We start from the raw sequence: 21942 nt of genomic DNA, 5'->3' as shown, positions 1-21942 counted from the left end.
CAGAAATGTGGGAGAGTAGGTCGTCGCCTTTCTTTTTAAACCCGTTGTTCCTCGGAGCAACGGGTTTTTTATTTTAAGGAGGTTGGATAATTTTTAGGGCAATCAAACTTAAGTTTTATACTTTTGGTACCTGAATGATTCAATTGAAAGATATCAACTGGTTTTACGGAGTGCTTGCACTTTTTGTGGTCGCATTACCCTTTTCCGAGGCACTTATCTCCATTGCTGGTGTCTTATTGTTGCTGGTTTCTTTTTGGTCACGAGAAAATGGTTCTGTCGCAAAGCGATTCAGCCAAAATAAATCCTTACTTTTTTTCAGCAGTATTTACCTGGTTTATCTTATCGGAAGCTTCTTTTCCACCGATTCGAAGTGGGCTTTTTACGATTTGCAAAAGAATATTGCTTACTTGATCATTCCTTTAGCTTTTATAAACGGGTGTTCCATTAATTTAAGGCAACTTTACAAGCTTTTAAAGCTATTTGTTGGCGCTGTTTCTGTTTCAGCCTTAATAACTGTTGTTAACTTTTACTTACAAGATGAGTTGTCTGTGCTAAAGGCGCAGGAGTTTGGTTTCATTCATCATATTCGTTTCAGTTTTCAAGTGGTATTTGCCATGGTTATCATCTCGGTTTTTCTTTACCGGCATTGGTCAATGTTTAAGAGAGGTTTAAAACTTGCAGCTATCAGTTTACTTATATCTCTGTTGCTTTTTCTGGTGTGGCACCAATCTTTTACGGGCTTACTTACTTTTATGGGAACAGCTATCGTTGGCTTGTTTATAGTGATTGCTGAAATGAAGTCGCGATTGGTGCGTTTACTGGCCTCGGCTTCTGTGGTTCTGATCTTGCTAATTCCGTTCGGCTATATTTATTATGCGGTTGACCGTTTTTATACGGTTGATTTGGTTGATCCTGCTGAACTGGATAGCTTGACAGCACAAGGAAATCCTTATTGGCATGATTTAGATAACCAACAGTTGGAAAATGGACACTATGTTGGCTTGTATTGGAGTGAGCAGGAAATGCAGGAAGCCTGGGATGCACGTGCGCGGTTGAAATACGGAGAGAAAGATGTGAATGGCTACGAGGTCAAGTACACCTTGGTTCGGTATTTAACTTCTAAAAATTTGCGCAAGGATGCTGCAGGGGTGACTTCGCTTAGCAAAAAGGATATTGAGAACATAGAAGCCGGAGTGAGTAATTATCTTTTGGCCAAACGGGGATTGTCCCTTTATCCCAGAGTGTATATCAGCATTTGGGAGTTGGATACGTATTTTAAAACGGGTTATGCCGATCATAAATCATTGGCACAGCGCATGGAATATACCAAAGCTGCATTGACTATTATTAAGGATCATTTTTGGCTTGGAGTGGGAACCGGAAACTGGAAAGAAGCCTACCATACGGCCTACCTTGAGAATAAAGCGCAGATGGATCCTGATCGTTTTGCGGATGCACACAACCAATACTTGAATTATATGGTGAAGTTTGGACTTATCGGATGTCTTTGGATTTTATTCGCAATTGCCTATCCGGTAATTTGGACTGGAACCTATCGAAATCCGCTCTTTCTTTTATTTCTGATTAGTATGGCTATTGCAAACTTTGGCGACTCCAATTTTGAAACGCACGTTGGAAGTAGCTTCTTTGCCTTTTTCTATTGTCTTTTTATTCGAGGGCTGAAAGACGAACAATAGCGAGAAGGCTTTTGCTTAATTAGGCCATTGCTTTGTGTCTAAAGTATTCGATCACTGCTTGTTTCTTTTCAATTTTAATTTAGCAGAAAGCTTCATATTAAAATGAAAACATTCTTTTCTTTCTGCTGTTATGTTTAAAATAAGTAGAAAAAAAGAACGTATGGAAAGAAGAAATTTTATCAACCTAGTTGGAAAAATGGCTGTGGCAGCCCCCATTATCGGTTCAGGTTTGGTGGCTTGTGGTAGTGAAAGTAAAAAAGAAACCTTCAGCGGACATCAGTTTCCTGATCTGCCTTATGCTTACGATGCCCTTGAACCGAACATTGATGCTCAAACCATGGAACTGCATTACGACAAGCATCACCGAGGCTATTTTACCAAATTTATGAAAGCCATTGAAGGCACAAAACTGGAGCAAACACCAATGCCAGCAATTTTTGCAAAAATTGATCAACACGGTGAGGCTGTCCGGAACAATGGTGGTGGCTTTTACAATCACCAACTCTTTTGGGAAAACATGAGTCCGAACAAAACAACCATGGATAATCAGCTAAAGGCTGCCATCGAGGCTGACTTTGGCTCGGTTGAAGCATTTAAAGAGCAATTTGAAGGAGCGGCAAAAACGCAGTTTGGAAGTGGATGGGCCTGGCTTTCATTGGGCGCCAATGGTAAATTATTTGTTTCCTCCACAGCCAATCAGGATAATCCGCTGATGAATGTAGTGGAAAAACAAGGTACACCGCTATTGGCTCTTGACGTTTGGGAACATGCCTATTACTTAAATTATCAAAATCGCCGGGGCGACTATGTCGGGAACTTCTGGAATATCATTAATTGGGACGAGGTGGGCAGACGCTACCAAAACTCCTTATAATAACCGGTTTTTAGCCGGTTTTTTTGTTACTTTGATAATTCAGAATTGAAGTAACTATGATTAGAAATATAAGTTTGGTAGGAGCCGGAAACTTAGCCACCCAACTGGGTAAAGCACTAAAACAGGCCGGACTCCATATAAACCAGGTCTATAGCCGAACCCAAAGTTCAGCCCAAACCTTAGCCACTGTTTTAGATTGTCGGTACACCATCGATTTGGCTCAGCTGGAAGAGACAGATTTAATTATTGTTTCAGTAAAAGATGATGCATTGGAACAGGTTTTGGACCAGCTCAGACACCACGCAAGGGTAGTGCATACTGCTGGAAGTGTTCCGATGAAATTGCTGGCTTCTTATGTTGGAGAGTACGGTGTTTTTTATCCCCTTCAAACATTTTCTAAAGAGCGGGATGTCGACTTTACAAGTATCCCGATTTGTTTGGAAGCAAGCACTGCGACATTTTATGACGAGCTGCATAAACTGGCTGGTCGTTTATCTGAAACGGTACGATCCATTAATTCCGAAGAACGGAAAGTTCTGCATTTGGCAGCTGTTTTCACCTGTAACTTTGTGAATCATTTTTATCATTTGGGTGACAATCTTTTAGAAGAAAGGGGAATGGATTTTGAATTATTGCAACCCTTGATTCTTGAAACAGCCCTAAAAGTAAAAGACTTGAAGCCCAGCGATGCGCAAACTGGCCCAGCTGTGAGGTTTGATGAAACAATCATCAATAAACACCTGCAATTATTGGCTGACAAGCCCGAATTACAGAAAATCTATAGCTTTGTCTCAGAAAGCATTTATAAAACTAAAAATAGCAACTAATACCATGGTGTTTTTTAAAGATAAACTGAAGCAAGTTAAAGCACTTATTTTTGATATTGATGGCGTGCTATCGTTGGATACCATGCCCCTGAACGAGCAAGGAGTTCCTGTTCGGACGGCTAACGTAAAGGATGGCTATGCCATTCGAAATGCATTGAACATGGGGTACCAGGTGGGAATCATAACCGGAGGAAATCTGGAATTGGTTCAAACGCGTTATGAGAACCTCGGAGTAGAGCACATTTACATGGGCGTTCGCGACAAAATGAAATGCCTCCATGATTTTATTGAAAAAACAGGTGTTGCCATGGAAGACGTGCTCTACATGGGCGATGACCTGGTCGATTACGAGGTCATGCAAGCCGTTGGTGTGGCTGTTTGTCCCTTGGATGCTGTCAGCGAAATAAAGGAAATTTCTTCTTATATTTCGGATAAGAAAGGGGGAGAAGGCTGTGCCCGTGATATCATCGAACAGGTAATGAAGGCACAAGATACCTGGATTAACGAACATTCATATTTTTGGAGATCAACCTAATGGTACTACAAAATTTAGAAAATTATCGGCTGGTATTGGCTTCAAAGTCGCCTCGGCGTAAGCATTTGCTGGAAGAACTCGGTCTTAATTTTGAAGTTCATGTTTCAGATGTAAAGGAGTATTTTCCGCCGGAGCTGGGAATGACCGCTATTCCCGAGTATTTGGCCGAGCTGAAGGCAACTGCCGTGCGCAACCAATTGGGCGATAATTGCCTGGTTATTGCTGCCGACACCATTGTCTGGAAAGATGAGGAAGTCCTTGGAAAACCGGCAACAAAACAGGAAGCCATTGACCTGCTCAAACATTTATCCGGAAGCCAACACCAGGTAATTACCGGGGTTAATATTCAATCGGCCAATCGAAAATATTCGTTTCATGCGGTAACCGAAGTTTGGTTTGATGAACTGGCCGATGATGAAATTGAATACTATATTGAGCGTTGCAAACCCTATGATAAAGCAGGTGGATACGGAATTCAGGAGTGGATTGGTTTTGTTGGCGTCAATAAAATTGAAGGTTCCTTCTTCAATGTAATGGGACTTCCGGTTCATAAAGTATATCAGTTCCTGAAGAAATTCTAGGGCGCAAGTTCCTTGCTTATCGATAACCAACACCACAATTCCAAAGCGTGTTGCTGAATTTGTATTGCAGAAAAATTACCTATAAATGAAAAAAATAATTCTTTTTGTTTTTGTGTCAATGCTTTGTTTTTCAAGCATGGCAAAAGAGGGAATGTGGGTTCCCACCTTACTGGAAAAATATACCATCGAAGAAATGCAGCAGATGGGCTTTCGCCTGAGTGCTGAAGACGTGTATAGTGTTAACCAGAATAGTTTGAAAGATGCCGTGGTCATTTTCGGAAGAGGATGTACCGGCGAAATGATTTCCGATAAAGGTTTGCTGCTGACCAATCATCATTGTGGTTATTCGGCCATTCAGTCGCATAGCTCGGTAGAGCAGGATTACCTGTCCAATGGTTTTTGGGCCATGTCGCAGGAAGAGGAACTGCCTAACCCGGGATTGACTGCCAAATTCTTGGACCGGATGGAAGATGTGTCTGATTCTGTATTTGCAGGGACAGAAGAATTGGAAGGCGATTCCTTGCAAGCCAAATTGGATGACAATATCCGTCGGATTCAGCAACAGGCCTCGGAAGAGGGTAAGTACGAAGCCATTGTTAAACCTTTGTATTTCGGCAACCAGTACTTTTTATATGTGTATCAGGTTTTCACTGATGTGCGCTTGGTAGGGGCTCCGCCATCGGCTATTGGGAAGTTTGGTGGTGACACCGACAACTGGATGTGGCCCCGTCACACCGGCGATTTTTCCATATTTCGCGTGTACGCCAATGCCAATAACGAGCCGGCTCCTTATTCGGAAGATAATGTACCCTACAAACCCAAAAACTGGTTGCCAATTTCAATGAACGGAGTTCAGCCGGATGATTTCATGATGTTGATGGGCTATCCGGGAACCACGCAGCAGTACCTGCCTTCGCAAGCGGTGGATATGATTATCAACCAGAGTAATCCGGATCGGATAAAAATCCGAACTGCTATTTTGGATATCTTTTCAAAGCATATGGAACAGGATCCGAAAGTGCGCATTCAATATGCGTCGAAGTATGCAAGCACCAGTAACTCATGGAAACGCTGGAAAGGGGAAATTCGCGGTTTGAATCGGCTGAATGCCATCATGCAAAAGGAAGCTTACGAAGCTGACTTTGAGGTTTGGTATATGCAGAACGATACCTTGGAAGAAGCTTACGCTTCGGTGTTGCCTCAGTTTGACCAGTTGTATATCAACTTGCAGCCTTATGAAAAGGCGAATAATTATTATCAGGAAATTGTTTTTAAAGGAATTGATATTTTCAAACTGGCAGAAAGTTTTCCACGAAATGATAAAGGATGGAATCGACTGGACGGAGAAAAGCATGAACTTGTTCGGAAAGCACTGGATCAGAAATTGACGGACTATTTTGATGATTATGACCCGGCCACCGATCAGGAACTTTTCACCGAATTGCTTCGGCTTTTGCGAAATGACCTCGATCAAAGCTTTTTGCCCAAAGAGTTTACCGATCTGTTGGCTAAGTACAATGACGAGAAACTGATTCGTAAAGTGTATCAGAAATCGGTTTTAGCTGATGCTTCCAAATTAAAGGGGATTGTAGCTGAATTTGATTCCAAAGCCATTGATAAACTTCAAAAGGATCCGGTTTTGAAGTTGTACAACGCCTTGCGTCAACATTATCAGCAAAATATTGAGCGAGTTTATCAGGATATTAAAAGCAACATAGCTCGCGTGCAAAAACAATACATGAAGGGCATTATGGCCATGGAAAAAAGTGCACAACTCTATCCCGATGCGAATTTTACCATGCGTGTAGCGTATGGTAAGGTTGAAGGGTACCAGCCGCGCGATGGTGTTGAATATTCTCATCAAACAACTCTACAGGGAATAATGGAAAAATACCAGTTGGGAAATCCAGACTATAAAGAGGTTGAAAAGCTAAAAACACTTTACCAAACGGCTGATTTTGGCGAATACGGAGAGGATGGGCAAATGCCTGTAGCTTATACAGCCTCTATTCATTCAACGGGTGGAAATTCCGGAAGCCCGGCTATTAATGCCAAAGGACAATTGGTTGGATTGAATTTTGACCGTTGCTGGGAAGGCACCATGAGCGACATCATGTTTGATCCGGATCAGTGCCGCAACATTATGGTCGACATTCGCTACGTTTTGTTTATCGTTGATAAGTTTGCCGGAGCAGGTTATTTGCTGGACGAAATGGATTTGATCCGCGAATAACTTAAGTCTATAAAAAAATATGAAGGAGATGGTCTTTTCGAAGGCCATCTCTTTTTTTTTGAAATAAAGATTCAACTCGAAATGAAATTCCGGTTTATGCCAGGCGTGCTTGAAGGATTAATTACCAAAGCGGTAAATGAGTGACAGCTGTTGTGATTGATCCAGGTCGTTTCCGTCAATCAGATGCAACGACAGGTTGAAGCGGCCTTCCACATGCTCGCTGCAAATGAAACGCCAAATAAAATCGGTTCGCCAGTAGCTGTCAGCATCGTAAAACCGATCACCATTCATTACCCGGTGTCCAGCGCCCACATGCAGGGTAGAGCGTAAGGCCAACTGTTTCACTTCGCCATACAACTCGGCCAACAAGCTGCTGGAATTTTCATAGCCATCAGAAACATGGCGCTCTCGATGCTTGGAGTGAAGTAAACCCACTTTCAGGTAGGAATTGTGAATGGGGAGCAGCTGATCAAGGTCGGAACCCACAAAAAAAGCAGCCGCCAGGTTGTCGTGAATATTTTCCCCTTCCGGACGCAGGCTGGTGCCGGCATAATGAAAGAGGGTAATGTAATTCTGAAAGAAAAGATGTTGTTGACGCATTTCGCCCGAGAAACCGGCCATAAAAGTTTCGCGCTGACTGACGGTTTGGTGTCCGGTCCAGTCTACAAAGGCACTCTGATGGCCCCAGTCCCAGTTGTATTTACCGTACAAGCCTTCAATATTGGGGCGGTAGTACAAAAAGGTGTCGGTAATTAAGGCCAACGGAAAATCAATCAGTCCCATGCGGGGGAAAGCCCCGAAGTAAAATTCTTTTTGCTCATCTGAATAATGATAATACGCTGTCAGCTTCGGTTTCTGATCCGCAATTTCACTGCCAAATTCAAACAGATGACTCAGGCCGATCCGGAATTCATGCACACCATCTATGGTTGTACCAACGGCAAAACTGCTTCGTTCTCCAAGGATGGTTTGCGAGTTTGCTACTCCGCTAAAATATTCCCGGTTATCGCCAATTCCGTGAAATAAAACATCATATTCAAATTTTTGAGCAAAACTACCAAAGGCAGAAAACAGAAGAGTAATGACAAGGATTACACGCATGGTTCTATAGAATTGAATGGTTGATTTGACCTGTTTTCAGGTCGTTCTACAAAGGAATAATAAAATTTTGGATTATAGGAACTCCAACAGGTATCAATCACACAGAATATACATGTCGCGTTTGGGGTTGATGCACAGCACAGGAAGGTGCCCCGCCTTTTTCAGAATTTTTGTTTCCGGAAGCCCGATAAGAAGATCAATCAGGCTGATGTTTTTACTCGATGGCATGATTAGTAAGTCATACTTTTCCTTGTGGCATTGTTCCAGTGCGCGGTGTGGAAGCCCAAAACTGTTTTTTGGGGTGCTGGTTTGTTGAAAATCAATCAGCAGTTTGGTAAATAGTTGGGTGATAAACTTTAAGTTTTTGCCGATCATTTTAGCATGATCTTTCGGCTTTTCAGTCGCACCTAAAATGGTGACATCCGCTTGGTTGAATCTTCCAAAATAGCTGGCCCATAGCGAGGTGTCTTTCATTACTTTCCGAAGATCAACCGGCAGCATCACTTTTTTGTAGCGAAGTGATTCGGGAGTGTGTCCCTTCACAAATAAAAACGGAATCTGGCTGACCTGCAAAGCCTGGAGTTTGGCTTTCAGTTTTTCGGAAGTCAACACCAGCATCACGCCATCGTATTGTTCAGCAACACGGTCAATGCAGTTGGCCAGGTCTCCTTTCAGAGTCAAACTGGACATGGGAGTGGTGGACACATCTTTTTTCAAACGGTGAATAATGGTGGTTAAGACCTTTTGCACTGCCAGTTTATCGGCTTTGCCCTTTTCCTGTAAGGGGTGAAACAAGCACAACTCTTTTCGAAAAATACCGGCTATCCGCAATCCATGGACGATTGCGTCATTCATCGACTCGGAGAAGTCGCAGTGAACCATGATTCTTTGTTCGGTGATGTTTCCCATTGCTAATGGCAAAACTATTCAAAAAAAGGAACTTGTAAAATGCCATTTCCTGCAGCCCGTCTTTTTTGCGGATTATTTTCTGCTTCATCCTGAATAATATCAGGAGCTAAGTGCAGGGAATTCGTATTTTTGATAAAAATAAACTGAAAATATGCTGACACGAGAACTCATCTGGCCGAAAAGCATTGCTGTTATTGGCGCTTCAAACGATGTGGCTAAGCCCGGAGGAAAACTGCTCAAAAACCTGATCGATAATAATTTTGATGGTGACTTGTATGTCGTCAACCCCAAAACAGACTTGGTTCAGGGGCTAAAAGCTTTTCGGTCGGTTGCCGAACTGCCACCGGTTGAAACGGCCGTGCTGGCTGTGCCGGCCAAACTATGTCCGGACATCTGTTTGCAGCTGTGTCGCGACAAGAACACCAAGGGCATCATCATTATTTCAGCTGGATTTAGTGAGGAAAGCGAAGCCGGTAAAAAGCTGGAACAGGAAATTGTGGAGATTGTCAATCACTATGGTGCCTCCTTAATTGGGCCAAACTGCATCGGAATTATCACTCCGGCTCATGCCAGTGTGTTCACCACGCCAGTTCCCAAACTTGACCAGATGGGCTGCGACTTTATATCGAGTTCGGGCGCTACTGCGGTATTTATTATGGAATCGGGTATTCCTAAAGGCCTTCATTTTGCCAGTGTTTTTTCTGTGGGCAACTCCGCCCAGATTGGAGTTGAAGATGTGCTGGAGTTTATGGACGATGTGTTTGACCCAAAAACCAGTACACGTGTCAAATTACTTTATATTGAAAGCATCCAGAATCCGGATAAGCTGTTGAAGCACGCGTCTTCGCTCATCAAAAAAGGCTGTAAAATTGCGGCGATAAAAGCCGGAAGCAGCGATGCCGGAAGTCGTGCAGCATCGTCACATACGGGAGCTATGGCTAGTTCAGACCTTGCCGTGGAGGCGCTTTTCCGAAAAGCGGGAATTGTGCGTTGTTACGGCCGCGAAGAGTTGACCACCATCGGTTGTGTATTTATGTGCAAGGAAATGAAAGGCAAACGCATGGCGATTATTACCCATGCCGGCGGCCCGGCAGTGATGCTGACCGATGCGCTTGAAGCCGGCGGTCTTAAGATTCCGCAGATTCAGGATTCGCCGGCCAAGGAGAAGCTGAAAGAAGAGTTATTCCCTGGCTCATCGGTTGAAAATCCCATTGATTTTCTGGCAACCGGCAATGCGGAACAGCTGGGAGCAATTATTGATGCCTGCGACAATGATTTCAGAGAGGTGGATGGTATGGCAGTTATTTACGGAAGCCCCGGTTTGTTTCCGGTTGGCGACGTGTATGAGGTGCTCAATAAAAAAATGCATACGTGCAAAAAACCGATTTACCCCATCTTGCCTTCGGTAATTAACGTGAGTGATGATGTGGCGTATTTTTTATCCGAAGGCAATGTCAACTTCCCGGACGAGGTTTTGTTGGGACGTGCTTTGGCTAAAGTAGCCAATACGCCCAACCCGCATACCGATGAGATTTTCCTGGATGGTGTGGATATACCCGAAATTCGTCGGACTATTGATCAGGCCGATAATGGCTACCAGCCGCCCGAAGTGGTTCACCGGTTGTTTGATGCAGCTGGCATTCCACGTGTGAAAGAGTTGGTGGTTGGCACACCGGAGGAAGCGATAGAAGCCGCTGCAGAACTTGGCTGGCCGTTGGTGATGAAGGTGATTGGGCCGGTGCATAAAAGCGATGTGCGGGGAGTGGTGCTTAATGTACACGACCAGGAAACGGTGCTGCATGAGTTTAACCGTTTGATGAATATTCCGGAAACCGAGGCCGTGTTGATGGCTGAAATGGCCTCTGGCATCGAACTGTTTGTTGGTGCCAAGTACGAAGATCGTTTTGGACACATTGTTCTTTGCGGTATGGGAGGCACCATGGTGGAAGTGCTGAAAGATGTGACTTCCGGCTTGGCTCCATTGGGGATCTGCGAGGCTTCTTCGATGATTAAAAACCTGAAGTCATATAAAATCATTAAAGGTTACCGCGGGCAGGAAGGCGCTGATCAGCGGAAGTTTGCCGAAATTATAGTTCGCTTATCCAGCATGCTTCGTTTTGCTGTGGAGATAAAAGAAATGGACATTAACCCCTTGTTGGGAAAAGGCGATAAAATACTGGCCGTGGATGCCCGGATCCGAATCGAAAAGTAATTTTCAGTATTCGTGTCATTTGAGTTTGAAGAATTTGTTTCTTTTTTTGAATTAAGCGCGTGCTTCTCTATCTTGTAGAAAAAAATAAATTATGCATAGAATAATTGATGATCGTGACGAGCGCATGTGGGGAATGCTTTGTCATGTTGCTGCTTTTGCCGGCTTTATAATCCCTGTGGCAGGTAACATTATCGGACCTCTTCTTGTTTATTTACTGAAAAAGGACCAGTATGATTTTGTGGAAGATCAGGGAAAAGAGTCCTTAAACTTTCAGATTACCGTTACCATTCTGGGAGTTATTGCCGGAATGTTGATATTTATCGGCATCGGTATTTTACTATTGGCCATTATCGGTGTTGCAGCCATGGTATTTACCATTATTGCTGCCCTAAAAGCGAATGAGGGCGAATTCTATCGTTATCCCTGGTCTATTCGTTTTTTGAAGTAAAAAAGAAAAAGTATTGAAAAAAGCCGGATCAATTCCGGCTTTTCTTGTTTTTAGTTACTTTTGCAGTTCGAAATTTAGAAAAACAGATTATGGCTCAGAAACCTTCGATTCCAAAAGGAACACGCGACTTTTCACCGGTAGAGATGGCTCGCCGGAATTATATTTTCGACACGGTTAAGGAAATTTTTCAACGTTACGGGTTTCAACCCATTGAAACGCCGGCTATGGAAAACCTTTCAACCTTGATGGGGAAATATGGAGAAGAAGGGGATAAGCTGTTGTTTAAAATTTTGAATTCAGGCGATTTTATTTCCAAAGTTTCTGAAGATGAGTTGCAGGAACGGAACAGCGTTCGGCTGACCAACAAAATTTCGGAAAAAGGTTTGCGTTATGATCTAACGGTACCTTTTGCCCGCTATGTGGTGCAACACCGCAACGAAATTTCTTTTCCCTTCAAGCGTTACCAAATACAACCGGTTTGGCGTGCCGATCGTCCTCAGAAAGGGCGTTACCGCGAGTTTTACCAGTGCGATGTGGATATGATTGGCAGCACCTCACTGCTTAATGAGCTGGAGTTGGTGCAAATCATCAACGATGTGTTTAATCAGTTGAACATTAATACGGTGGTGAAAATCAACAACCGGAAGATTTTGGCCGGTATTGCTGAAACCATTGGCGAAGCTGATCGCATCATCGACATCACGGTTGCCATCGACAAGCTTGATAAAATTGGCCTTGAAAAAGTAAACCAGGAATTGCTGGACAAAGGAGTGTCGCAGGAAGCTGTGGATAAGTTGCAGCCCATCCTTCAACTGAGTGGAAGCAATGCCGAAAAACTCGATCAGATTGAAGCAGTGATTGGTGGCTCAACCGTGGGGAAAAAAGGTGTGGAAGAAATGCGCACACTGTTTGCTTACCTCTCCGGATTTGAGTTGACCACTGAAGTTGAGCTGGACTTAACGCTGGCCCGCGGATTGAACTATTACACCGGAGCAATTTTCGAAGTAAAAGCAAAGGATGTTCAAATAGGCAGCATTTGTGGTGGTGGTCGCTACGATGACCTGACGGGGATCTTTGGAATGCCGGATGTATCAGGTGTTGGTATATCGTTTGGCGCCGATCGCATCTATGATGTGATGACTCAGCTGGAGCTGTTCCCGGATGAAGCCGTTGCTTCAACCAAGGTGTTGTTTGTCAATTTTGGTGAAAAGGAAGAAGCTTACTGTTTACCTATTTTAGCTCGTTTGCGTGCTAATAAGGTGAATGCGGAGATTTACCCGGAAGCTGCCAAAATGAAGAAGCAAATGACTTGGGCCGATCGGAAGCAAGTCGCTTTTGTAGTGATGGTTGGCGAAGAAGAAATTAAGCAAGGAAAACTAACATTGAAAAACATGAAATCGGGCGATCAGCAATTGGTAAGCCCCGAAGAACTGATAAAAATCCTTTCTGAGTAGTTTGAATTTGACGTTCTTGCTTGTATGCAGACAAGCAAAACCAGACCAATTGGGCGTAATGACCGGCCGGTAAAGGCCATTGGCAGCGACATACGTTGCCCCTGAACGGGACTCTTCTTTTTAAATTGAACAACGAATTGTTGAATGATTAAAATAAAAAAAGATGGAGTCTAATTGTCATTATATTACCCCGGAGCCTTTAAGTTTCCTGATTATTGAAGAAATTCTGGAAGAAAAGAAAAAGCTGATTCTTTGCGATGAATCAGTTGCGTTAATTCAAAAATCAAAAGCTTTTCTGGATCAGAAACTGGCTCAAAGCGAAGATCCGATTTATGGTATCAATACCGGTTTTGGAGCCTTGTGCGATATCAAGGTTTCCAAGGCTGAACTGAGCAAGCTGCAGGAAAACCTGGTGGTTTCGCATGCCTGTAACATTGGAACCGAAGTTCCGCAGGATGTTGTTCGCCTGATGTTGCTTTTGAAAGCACATGCCCTGGCCAAAGGGAATTCAGCGGTGCAGCTTAAAACCGTACAGCGCATCCTGGATCTATTTAATGAAGCTATTTTACCCGAAGTATTTGAGCAAGGCTCGCTTGGCGCCAGTGGCGACCTGGCTCCTCTGGCCATGTTGTTTTTGCCATTGTTGGGATTGGGCACAGTCAATTATCAAGGCCGAAAAGTAAAATCAGCTGAGGTGCTGGAAGAAATGGGCTGGGAGCCAATCCGGCTGGAAGCCAAAGAGGGCTTGGCCTTATTGAACGGAACTCAGTTTATGAGTGCTCATGGGGTGTACACCTTGCTAAAAGCGTTTAAAGTTGTAAAATATGCCGATGTGATTGGCGCCATTTCCCTGGATAGTTTTGATGGGCTTATTGAGCCATTTATGGCGCAGGTGCAACAAATTCGGCCACATGCCGGTCAGATTGATACGGCAGAGAATTTCCGAAAGTTGCTTGAAGGCAGTGAGCTGATCAACCGGAAAAAGGAACATGTGCAGGATCCGTATTCATTTCGGTGCATTCCGCAAGTGCATGGCGCGGTAAAGGATGCTGTGGAATATGTATCGCGAGTGGTTGAAATTGAGATCAACTCGGTCACCGATAATCCCACCGTATTTCCGGACGATGATCTGATCATTAGCGGAGGGAACTTTCATGGTGAACCGTTGGCACTTTCGCTCGACTTTTTGGCGATTGCCATGGCTGAGTTGGCTAGTATTTCGGAACGACGAACCTACCGGCTGATTTCCGGAGAACGGGGCTTGCCCGAATTTCTGGTGGCCAATCCCGGATTGAATTCCGGCTTTATGATTCCGCAATATGCAGCAGCTTCCATTGTCAGTCAAAACAAACAGCTGTGCACGCCGGCTTCGGTCGATTCCATTCCTTCGTCCAACGAACAGGAAGACCATGTGAGTATGGGAGGAAATGCAGCTACGAAAGTGCTGAAAGTGACTGATAATGTATTAAAAGTGCTGGCAATCGAATTATACAATGGGGCGCAGGCCATGGAATTCCGAAGGCCGCTTAAAACTTCAGACTATCTGGCCGGATTTTTGGAAGAGTATCGGCAACATGTTCCCTTTGTACGCGAGGATACATTGATGTATGAAGGAATTAATGAAACAATTGCTTTTCTGGAGAAAGGAAAATTTGCATAAAAAAAAGAGGCCGAATTTTCGGCCTCTTTTTTTATCGGTTTTCACCGCGTTGTTTTTGTCGGTATTCGCGAAGCATGTGCGACCGGAAATCGTTTTCCATGTCGTAAAATTTAACAACTTTTTTGGGCGGAAGGGCTTTAAAGAATTTTTCGTTGTATTCTTTCATTAGGTCAGCTTCCTTTTGAAACAAGTTGATGAAATCATTCGAAATTTTTTTGAGTTCATCTTCGTTTAAGCCTTCAAGTTCGTCCATGGTATGTCTTTCCATATGTCTTCGTTTCATATGAATCTCGAAACGTTTTTCTTCGAACTCATTGTAAACCGGCCAGAATTTTTGAGCCTCTTCTGGTGTTAACTCCAGTTTTGTGGTCAGGAATGCAATCTTCTCTGCTCTTATTTTTTGCATCCAGTCATCATTGCGTTTAATATCTGGCTGTGCTGCTACGTAGCTTGCTGTCAGGAGAAGGACTCCCAGAAATAAAATAAGTTTTTTCATCTTATTCATGTTTTTACTTTCAATTGTTTAAAGAAGCAAAGATTTCCGTTTCGTTCATTTCTGTCGATAAATAATCCAAAAGTTCTTCTGCGTCAACTTCCTCCTGAACTTCCTCTTCGTCTCCAAATAAGTCATAAAGAGAGTTTGTTGAGGCAGAAAAATAAGAAAATAACAGTTCATCTTCGGATAAGGTATTGGGTTTTTCCACCGATTCCTGGGATGTTTTTGCCAAATAGGAAGGCAGGAAAACACTCAGCGGGTAATAAACCAGCATAAAGATCAGGGCAAAACTGGCCGCCATGGCTAAAACAGGTTTGAGCATGCGAATGAGTTTGCCTTGGGATGAAACTTGTTCTGTTTCCTTGGCAATTCTCGCTTCTATGCGATCTTCCAACGAGTCAAAATACCCTTCCGGCACTTTAAAAGGAGCCTTGGAGGGGGGATTTTGCAATTCAGTCCATATGTCTTTCTTTTCTTTCATCGTTGCTTTGACTCTTTGTATTAAAAAAAGTTTAATGCCTTTTGAGCTTTTCGGTGCTACTCTTCTGATTTTAAGTAGTCTTCAATTTTTTTAACGGCATGGTGATAGGAGGCTTTGAGCGCTCCGGCCGATGTTTCAAGAATCTTTTCCATGTCCTGGTATTTGATGTCATCGTAGTAGCGCATGTTAAAAACCAGCCGTTGCTTGTCGGGCAGGCGGGCAATGGCTTTTTGCAAGCGGTACTGAATGTCATCGCCATCAAAATAGGGATCTGTTTCCAGGTTCTCCAGGATGTAGGTGTTGGTTTCCTCGTGGCTGATAAAAGCCCGTTTCTTTTTTTGCGAGATAAAGGTCAGCGATTCATTGGTGGCAATTCGAAACAACCAGGTAAATAAGCCCGATTCTTCGCGAAATCCTTCAATGTTGCGCCAAACTTTAACAAAGGTGTTCTGCAAAACATCATCGGCATCGTCATGACTCAGCACAATCTTACGGATATGCCAGTACAGCCGCTCTTTGTATCGGGACACCAAAGCACGGAAAGCTGCCTGCTTGGTACTTTCGTCTTTTAGTTCAGCTATAATTTGCTGGTCGCTTTTCATGAATTCGCCGGATGATTTTATACGATAGATTCGTTTTGTTCTTAAAAGTTTAATGCAGCGTCGCAATTTAGCAGCGCATGTTGGTTTTTTGTTGATGAAAAAAGGCCTCACACAAGAGGCCGATTAACGGCAGTGCTGCTCTCAACCCGTTAATTCAGACAGCATTGTTAAATTATTCTGCCGCTCAAAGTCTGGATGTCCAAAAATAGTCAAAAAGGATTAACTTTGCCCCTCAATTTTTAAGAAGAGAAAGAATGGCTTTAAAGTGTGGTATTGTAGGACTTCCTAATGTTGGAAAGTCAACCTTGTTCAATTGTTTGTCAAATGCGAAAGCACAGTCGGCAAACTTTCCTTTTTGTACAATTGAACCCAATATTGGGGTGATTACGGTTCCGGATGAACGACTGATAAAACTGGAAGAACTGGTTAAGCCAGAGCGTGTGTTGCCTACAACGGTTGAAATTGTTGATATTGCCGGGTTGGTGCGTGGAGCAAGTAAAGGCGAAGGATTGGGAAATAAATTCCTGGGGAATATCCGCGAAACAGATGCCATTATTCATGTGTTGCGGTGTTTTGAAAATGAGAATATTACCCACGTTGATACCACTATTGATCCGGTTCGGGATAAAGAAACCATCGATATTGAGTTGCAGCTGAAAGATTTGGAAACTGTAGAAAGCCGCATTGCCAAAGTTGAAAAGCAAGCACGTACCGGTAACGATCCGGAAGCGAAACGCATGTTTAAAGTGCTGTCGCTGTATAAAGAGACTTTGCTGCAGGGAAAATCAGCGCGTACGGTTGAACTGGACGAAGCTGACATGAAGCTGGCCAAAGACCTGCAGTTGCTGACAAATAAACCGGTGTTGTATGTGTGCAACGTGGATGAACCAGCGGTAGTGAATGGAAACGCTTATGTGGACGCTGTTAAAGAAGCCATTAAAGATGAGCGCGCAGAAATGTTGATGATTGCAGCTGCCACGGAAGCCGATATTGCAGAGTTGGAGGACTTTGAAGAACGTCAACTCTTTTTGGAAGACCTGGGCTTGAAAGAGTCTGGCGTGAATAAGCTGATTAAAAAGGCTTACGAGTTGCTTCAACTGGAAACGTATTTTACGGCAGGGGTAAAAGAAGTGCGGGCCTGGACCTATCATAGAGGATTTAAAGCTCCTCAGGCGGCTGGCGTTATTCACTCCGATTTTGAAAAGGGATTTATCCGCGCCGAAGTTATTAAATACAATGACTTTGTGACACTGGGCTCCGAACAAGCTTGTAAGGAAGCCGGAAAAATGGCGGTGGAAGGAAAAGAGTATGTCGTTCAGGATGGCGATATCATGCACTTCCGATTTAATGTGTAAGAAAAACAGCTTCAGAATATAGAAAAAAGGGACTTCGGTCCCTTTTTTTGTTGGTCAGAGCTGTTGGCTTGGATATTTCCTATGGATTTAGAATTGAAATAAATAAGCTTGATCGCTGGTTTTCCACGAATGTTATAAAATATATTGCAATCGTGTTGGGAAATATTTTTTTAATTTCGGCATCGAATCAAAAATTAATACTAGTTTGACTATGAACCATGGAACAGTAGAAAGTATGCCTTTATGGTTATCCTTACCGTTTGTGGCTATGTTGCTCTTTATTGCAATAGGTCCTTTATTTTTCCATCACTGGTGGGAGGAAAATATAAATAAGTTAAAAGTTTCATTGATTCTGGGAGTCCCTCTGGCAATCGTTCTGATTGCTCGCGGCCTGCATCATGAACTAATCCACCAAATGCTTTTCGACTATGTCCCTTTCATTATTTTGTTGGGCGCCCTCTTTGTAATTACCGGCGGTATTCACCTGAAGGGTGATATTGAGGCCAAGCCGGCTGTTAATACGCTTTTTTTGGCTATCGGAGGTTTGCTTGCCTCATTTATGGGAACTACTGGCGCGGCGATGCTGTTGATCCGTCCGGTGATTAAAACCAACTCAGAGCGTAGGTTTAAAGTGCACACCATCCTCTTTTTTATTGCCATTGTAGCCAATGCCGGAGGAATGCTGACACCACTTGGAGATCCTCCCTTATTTCTGTTGTACTTGCGTGGAGCACCGTTTTCCTGGTTCTTTGGCTTGGTTGGCCCCTGGCTTTTTGCCAACGTGCTGTTACTGTTGATTTATTTCATTTTTGATACTTACTACCACAAAAAAGAATCAGCAGAATCAATTGTGCAGGACCGCTCACATGTTGAGCCCATTAAGCTGACAGGGAATCTTAACTTTGTTTTTCTGATTGGGGTGGTATTGGCTGTTGCTTTTCTAAACCAGCAATACATTCACGCCATTCACGATAATCATTACCTGGGGTTTATTCGCGAAGGCGTAATCTTATTGATGGCCATTTTGTCATTGGTTTTTACCAACAAAAAAATGCGCTACGAAGAGAACAAGTTTACCTGGGCACCAATTATTGAAGTTGCTTACCTGTTCCTCGGAATCTTTATTACCATGGTTCCGGCTTTGTTGTACTTAAAGGAAAATGCCCATTCGTTTGGATTGTCGACACCCTTGCATTTTTACTATGCCACCGGAACGCTGAGTTCTTTTCTGGATAATGCGCCAACCGCCGTATCCTTTCATAACCTGGCCTTAGGAATGGTGGATCAGTTTGCAGGGGCAAACCTGGTGGCTCATATTCCTGAAGTTTTGTTGAAAGCCATTAGCTTGGGAGCTGTGTTTTTTGGAGCCATGACCTACATTGGTAACGGCCCCAACTTTATGGTGAAAGCAATTGCCGAAGAGAATAAAATTGACATGCCAAGTTTCTTTGGCTATATCCTTAAATTCTCACTCATTATTTTATTGCCGGTTTACATTGTTACCCAGTGGATTTTCTTGTAGAAAACGAAATAGAATCAGAAAAAGCAGTTCATTGTTGAGCTGCTTTTTTTTTGCTTCAATCTTTCCTGAATTTACGTTTGGCGTTTGCCGGTCGCTGTTTTTTATGCGAAATGCTTGCTGGCTTTTCAGCTTTCGGTTCTTTCTTTTTCTGGGTTTGTTTCAGGTTTTCTCATTTACTCCTTGATCGAGATTGCGGTCCTTGCAAATTGAGCAAAAAACACCTGTAATATGATGTTTGTGATATTAAAAATGAACTTTTATCGAAAAAATGTCATTTTAAGTTTTGGTGTGAAGTCAAAATGATTACTTTTGATCACAGAATAAATCAAATTGATAACTCATTTTAAAAATTACTGGCAATATGTGTGGAATAGTAGGTGTATTTGATTTAAAAACAGATGCGCAGGAATTGAGACCTCAGGTTTTGGAACAATCCAAAAAACTTAGACATCGTGGACCAGACTGGTCTGGCATTTATTGTGGGGACAAAGCGATTATAGCCCATGAGCGTTTATCTATTGTTGATCCCGAATCCGGAGGTCAGCCCTTGTATAGTGAAGACAGAAAGCTTATTCTTGGAGTGAATGGTGAAATATACAATCACCGGGAAATCCGCGAGCAAACCAAAGCTACCTATGCCTATCAAACGGGCTCCGACTGTGAAGTTATTTTGGCTTTGTATAAGCAAAAAGGGGTTGACTTTCTGGATGATCTGAACGGTATCTTTGCCTTTGCTTTATACGATGAGGAAAATGATGCTTACCTGATTGGGCGCGATCATATTGGGATAATTCCGCTTTACATGGGGTGGGATAAGTCGGGTAACTTTTATGTCGGTTCAGAATTGAAATCACTGGAGGGTGTCTGCTCCAAAATTCAGGAGTTTCCGCCGGCCAGCTATTTGTATAGCAAAGATGGTGAAATCAACCGCTGGTGGAGCCGTGACTGGATGGACTATGAAAATGTGAAGGATAATAAGGCCAGTGTTTCAGATTTGAAAAAGGCGATGGAAGACGCTGTGCATCGGCAACTGATGTCAGACGTACCTTATGGGGTGCTGCTCTCAGGAGGGCTTGACTCTTCGGTAACCTCGGCCTTGGCTAAAAAATATGCGGCCAAGCGCATTGAAGATGGTGATCAGAAAGATGCCTGGTGGCCACAGTTACACTCATTTGTAATTGGACTGGATGGCTCGCCCGACCTGGCGGCTGCCCGCAAAGTGGCCGATCATATCGGCACCATTCACCACGAGATTCACTATACCATTCAGGAAGGGCTTGATGCGATCCGGGATGTCATCTATCACATCGAAACGTATGATGTAACCACCATTCGGGCATCGACTCCAATGTACATGTTGGCACGGGTGATTAAATCGATGGGGATTAAAATGGTGCTCACAGGTGAAGGGGCCGACGAAATATTTGGGGGCTACCTGTATTTTCATAAGGCGCCAAATGCCAAAGAGTTTCACGAAGAAACTTTGCGAAAGCTGAATAAACTCAACCTTTACGATTGTTTGCGGGCCAATAAGTCTTTGGCAGCCTGGGGCGTTGAGGGGCGTGTTCCTTTTCTGGATAAAGAATTTATTGATGTGGCTATGCGCTTAAACCCTGAAGCCAAAATGGCCGGAAATGGGCGCATGGAGAAATGGGTTGTACGCAAAGCTTTCGAAGATCTGCTTCCCGAGAGTGTGGCCTGGCGGCAGAAAGAGCAGTTCTCGGATGGTGTGGGTTATGGTTGGATTGACACCTTGAAACAAATAGCCAAAGAGCAGGTGTCGGACGAAATGATGACTCATGCCAACTTCCGTTTCCCGATTAACACCCCGCGATCAAAAGAAGAATATTTATACCGCAGCATTTTTGAAGAGCATTTTCCTTCTGATGCAGCTGCTGCTTGTGTGCCTTCGGTACCTTCAATTGCTTGCAGCACGGCCGAAGCCTTGGCCTGGGATGCTTCGTTTCAAAACAATGCTGATCCATCAGGACGTGCCGTTAGTGGAGTGCATGAGCAGGCGGTTATTTTTGAAAAATAGTTTTGGGAGAAACTTAAATTGAACTATCGCATTGCTGTAAAGGCAATGCACATTTTGCCAAAAATGAGTGAAGGCCGGTGTCAGAGGACACTGGCTTTTTCGTTTTCAGGCTGTGCTGAAAATGGGTTGAACCGAATAAACAGTGATCAGCATAAAACAGAAAGGCCGTTGGTTAGGCGGCCTTTCATTCATGAGTAACAAAAATGAAGAATGGTCTTCAGATTTGATCATGCGAATTAACGCAATGTTTTTCTTAATTGATGCTTCGCGGGCAAAAAAGCATCAAAAAGTAATGGCAAGTTATTGTTCCGGTTCAATCACTTTCTATTTTGGGTACAAATGGCGACAAAATTCTCAATCAGCTTCGGATTCAGGTATTCGGGGTGAAACTGGAACGTATACAAAGGCTTTTCTGAATGTTTCATGGCCTGGTTGTAACAGACCGCCGACTGGGCTAAATGGATAAAATTCTGAGGTAAACTGACGGAGTCATTGTGCATTTGCCGAACGGTGAAATGTTTGGAAAAACCAGCGAATATCGGATCCTCCTGAACAATTTCTACGGTACAATCGCCGGACTCAGGTTCGCGGCTTCCCAGGTATTCAGCCCCGTACATGACTCCGGTGATGTGGTGTCCGGCACAAATTCCCAGAATGGGGTTTGAAAAGGATTTGATCCACTGAAAATAAGGCTGATGATGTTCGACAATATCATCGCCCTGAGGAGAGCCGGAAATCAGCACGCCTTGGTAGGCTGACCAGTTAACCTCAGAACAGGATGAGTAATTGATCAGATCATAGTTCACCCGCAAGCTTTGCAGAATCCGGGCAATGTTTTCGGCAAATTCGCTTACGTCTGGCTCTGCACTATTGATAATTAACAGTTGCATCTTTTTTATTTTCGAAGATAAAGGAAT

The 21942-nt window shown here is 43.5% G+C and carries 19 protein-coding genes; 13 read left to right on the top strand and 6 right to left on the bottom strand.

Annotated elements, in window-relative coordinates; genetic code table 11:
* The first annotated feature begins 134 nt into the window (after positions 1–134).
* The 6 genes from Q1A18_RS18230 (at position 135) to Q1A18_RS18205 (ending at position 6747) form a co-directional block, all read left to right on the top strand.
* Positions 135–1697: an O-antigen ligase family protein gene (locus tag Q1A18_RS18230; RefSeq protein ID WP_299584242.1), complete on the top strand. Its 1563-nt coding sequence runs from the start codon at positions 135–137 to the stop codon at positions 1695–1697.
* 160 nt (positions 1698–1857) lie between these two features.
* A complete protein-coding gene (locus Q1A18_RS18225; RefSeq protein WP_299584236.1) occupies positions 1858–2571 on the top strand; it encodes a superoxide dismutase in 714 nt (237 codons plus the stop codon).
* A gap of 56 nt (positions 2572–2627) precedes the next feature.
* The gene (locus Q1A18_RS18220; protein WP_299584229.1) at positions 2628–3398 is read left to right on the top strand and encodes a Rossmann-like and DUF2520 domain-containing protein; all 771 of its coding nucleotides are present in this window, start codon (positions 2628–2630) and stop codon (positions 3396–3398) included.
* A gap of 4 nt (positions 3399–3402) precedes the next feature.
* Entirely contained in the window at positions 3403–3933 is a 531-nt protein-coding gene (locus Q1A18_RS18215; RefSeq protein WP_299584224.1) for an HAD hydrolase family protein, read from the top strand.
* A complete protein-coding gene (locus Q1A18_RS18210; protein WP_299584221.1) occupies positions 3933–4514 on the top strand; it encodes a Maf family nucleotide pyrophosphatase in 582 nt (193 codons plus the stop codon). Before Q1A18_RS18215 ends, Q1A18_RS18210 begins: the two co-directional genes overlap by 1 nt.
* 85 nt (positions 4515–4599) lie before the next feature.
* Positions 4600–6747 carry a S46 family peptidase gene (locus Q1A18_RS18205; RefSeq protein ID WP_299584218.1) on the top strand — a complete coding sequence of 716 codons (2148 nt, stop codon included), beginning with the start codon at positions 4600–4602 and terminating at the stop codon, positions 6745–6747.
* A 117-nt stretch (positions 6748–6864) separates the two neighbouring features.
* On the opposite strand, the gene Q1A18_RS18200 is transcribed toward Q1A18_RS18205, so the two are convergent.
* A complete protein-coding gene (locus Q1A18_RS18200; RefSeq protein ID WP_299584213.1) occupies positions 6865–7848 on the bottom strand; it encodes a hypothetical protein in 984 nt (327 codons plus the stop codon).
* A 93-nt stretch (positions 7849–7941) separates the two neighbouring features.
* A complete protein-coding gene (locus tag Q1A18_RS18195; RefSeq protein WP_299584210.1) occupies positions 7942–8730 on the bottom strand; it encodes a hypothetical protein in 789 nt (262 codons plus the stop codon).
* A 178-nt stretch (positions 8731–8908) separates the two neighbouring features.
* On the opposite strand from Q1A18_RS18195, the gene Q1A18_RS18190 reads away from it, so the two are divergent.
* The 4 genes from Q1A18_RS18190 to hutH all read left to right on the top strand — a co-directional run bounded on the left by Q1A18_RS18190 (position 8909) and on the right by hutH (position 14531).
* Positions 8909–10969 carry an acetate--CoA ligase gene (locus Q1A18_RS18190; protein WP_299584207.1) on the top strand — a complete coding sequence of 687 codons (2061 nt, stop codon included), beginning with the start codon at positions 8909–8911 and terminating at the stop codon, positions 10967–10969.
* A 91-nt stretch (positions 10970–11060) separates the two neighbouring features.
* Positions 11061–11417 (top strand): DUF4870 domain-containing protein, encoded by a 357-nt coding sequence (locus Q1A18_RS18185; RefSeq protein WP_299584203.1) that lies wholly within the window; start codon positions 11061–11063, stop codon positions 11415–11417.
* 89 nt (positions 11418–11506) lie between these two features.
* Positions 11507–12871 carry a histidine--tRNA ligase gene (hisS, locus tag Q1A18_RS18180; protein ID WP_299584200.1) on the top strand — a complete coding sequence of 455 codons (1365 nt, stop codon included), beginning with the start codon at positions 11507–11509 and terminating at the stop codon, positions 12869–12871.
* 163 nt (positions 12872–13034) lie between these two features.
* Positions 13035–14531: a histidine ammonia-lyase gene (gene hutH / locus Q1A18_RS18175; RefSeq protein ID WP_299584197.1), complete on the top strand. Its 1497-nt coding sequence runs from the start codon at positions 13035–13037 to the stop codon at positions 14529–14531.
* Between the two features lie 31 nt (positions 14532–14562).
* On the opposite strand, the gene Q1A18_RS18170 is transcribed toward hutH, so the two are convergent.
* From Q1A18_RS18170 to Q1A18_RS18160, 3 genes are read right to left on the bottom strand one after another with little or no spacing between them, the layout of a single operon-like run.
* The gene (locus Q1A18_RS18170; protein WP_299584194.1) at positions 14563–15027 is read right to left on the bottom strand and encodes a hypothetical protein; all 465 of its coding nucleotides are present in this window, start codon (positions 15025–15027) and stop codon (positions 14563–14565) included.
* A gap of 19 nt (positions 15028–15046) precedes the next feature.
* Positions 15047–15508, bottom strand: coding sequence for a hypothetical protein (locus tag Q1A18_RS18165; protein ID WP_299584191.1), 462 nt, complete (start codon positions 15506–15508; stop codon positions 15047–15049).
* Positions 15509–15564: 56 nt separating this feature from the next.
* Complete coding sequence (locus tag Q1A18_RS18160) at positions 15565–16110, bottom strand: RNA polymerase sigma factor (protein WP_299584188.1); 546 nt, start codon at positions 16108–16110, stop codon at positions 15565–15567.
* Between the two features lie 254 nt (positions 16111–16364).
* On the opposite strand from Q1A18_RS18160, the gene ychF reads away from it, so the two are divergent.
* From ychF to asnB, 3 genes are all read left to right on the top strand, one after another.
* Positions 16365–17465 (top strand): redox-regulated ATPase YchF, encoded by a 1101-nt coding sequence (ychF, locus tag Q1A18_RS18155; protein ID WP_299584185.1) that lies wholly within the window; start codon positions 16365–16367, stop codon positions 17463–17465.
* 211 nt (positions 17466–17676) lie between these two features.
* Complete coding sequence (locus Q1A18_RS18150; RefSeq protein ID WP_299584182.1) at positions 17677–18987, top strand: sodium:proton antiporter; 1311 nt, start codon at positions 17677–17679, stop codon at positions 18985–18987.
* Between the two features lie 361 nt (positions 18988–19348).
* Complete coding sequence (gene asnB, locus Q1A18_RS18145; RefSeq protein ID WP_299584176.1) at positions 19349–21025, top strand: asparagine synthase B; 1677 nt, start codon at positions 19349–19351, stop codon at positions 21023–21025.
* 317 nt (positions 21026–21342) lie between these two features.
* Here asnB and Q1A18_RS18140 read toward each other — a convergent pair whose 3' ends face one another.
* Positions 21343–21915 carry a hypothetical protein gene (locus tag Q1A18_RS18140; RefSeq protein WP_299584173.1) on the bottom strand — a complete coding sequence of 191 codons (573 nt, stop codon included), beginning with the start codon at positions 21913–21915 and terminating at the stop codon, positions 21343–21345.
* Positions 21916–21942 lie beyond the last annotated feature (27 nt).

Origin of the sequence: uncultured Sunxiuqinia sp. (assembly GCF_947495665.1) — a bacterium.
Classification (GTDB): Bacteria; Bacteroidota; Bacteroidia; order Bacteroidales; family Prolixibacteraceae; genus Sunxiuqinia; species Sunxiuqinia rutila.
This window is presented reverse-complemented; position numbering and strand designations above follow the sequence as displayed.

Coding starts and splice junctions, on each gene's coding strand:
- Q1A18_RS18165 (WP_299584191.1), bottom strand. CDS start 15,508: ATGAAAGAAAAGAAAGACATATGGACTGAATTGCAAAATCCCCCCTCC.
- asnB (WP_299584176.1), top strand. CDS start 19,349: ATGTGTGGAATAGTAGGTGTATTTGATTTAAAAACAGATGCGCAGGAA.
- Q1A18_RS18200 (WP_299584213.1), bottom strand. CDS start 7,848: ATGCGTGTAATCCTTGTCATTACTCTTCTGTTTTCTGCCTTTGGTAGT.
- Q1A18_RS18205 (WP_299584218.1), top strand. CDS start 4,600: ATGAAAAAAATAATTCTTTTTGTTTTTGTGTCAATGCTTTGTTTTTCA.
- Q1A18_RS18215 (WP_299584224.1), top strand. CDS start 3,403: ATGGTGTTTTTTAAAGATAAACTGAAGCAAGTTAAAGCACTTATTTTT.
- ychF (WP_299584185.1), top strand. CDS start 16,365: ATGGCTTTAAAGTGTGGTATTGTAGGACTTCCTAATGTTGGAAAGTCA.
- Q1A18_RS18185 (WP_299584203.1), top strand. CDS start 11,061: ATGCATAGAATAATTGATGATCGTGACGAGCGCATGTGGGGAATGCTT.
- Q1A18_RS18220 (WP_299584229.1), top strand. CDS start 2,628: ATGATTAGAAATATAAGTTTGGTAGGAGCCGGAAACTTAGCCACCCAA.
- Q1A18_RS18210 (WP_299584221.1), top strand. CDS start 3,933: ATGGTACTACAAAATTTAGAAAATTATCGGCTGGTATTGGCTTCAAAG.
- hutH (WP_299584197.1), top strand. CDS start 13,035: ATGGAGTCTAATTGTCATTATATTACCCCGGAGCCTTTAAGTTTCCTG.
- Q1A18_RS18225 (WP_299584236.1), top strand. CDS start 1,858: ATGGAAAGAAGAAATTTTATCAACCTAGTTGGAAAAATGGCTGTGGCA.
- Q1A18_RS18170 (WP_299584194.1), bottom strand. CDS start 15,027: ATGAAAAAACTTATTTTATTTCTGGGAGTCCTTCTCCTGACAGCAAGC.
- Q1A18_RS18230 (WP_299584242.1), top strand. CDS start 135: ATGATTCAATTGAAAGATATCAACTGGTTTTACGGAGTGCTTGCACTT.
- Q1A18_RS18140 (WP_299584173.1), bottom strand. CDS start 21,915: ATGCAACTGTTAATTATCAATAGTGCAGAGCCAGACGTAAGCGAATTT.
- Q1A18_RS18150 (WP_299584182.1), top strand. CDS start 17,677: ATGAACCATGGAACAGTAGAAAGTATGCCTTTATGGTTATCCTTACCG.
- Q1A18_RS18195 (WP_299584210.1), bottom strand. CDS start 8,730: ATGGTTCACTGCGACTTCTCCGAGTCGATGAATGACGCAATCGTCCAT.
- Q1A18_RS18160 (WP_299584188.1), bottom strand. CDS start 16,110: ATGAAAAGCGACCAGCAAATTATAGCTGAACTAAAAGACGAAAGTACC.
- Q1A18_RS18190 (WP_299584207.1), top strand. CDS start 8,909: ATGCTGACACGAGAACTCATCTGGCCGAAAAGCATTGCTGTTATTGGC.
- hisS (WP_299584200.1), top strand. CDS start 11,507: ATGGCTCAGAAACCTTCGATTCCAAAAGGAACACGCGACTTTTCACCG.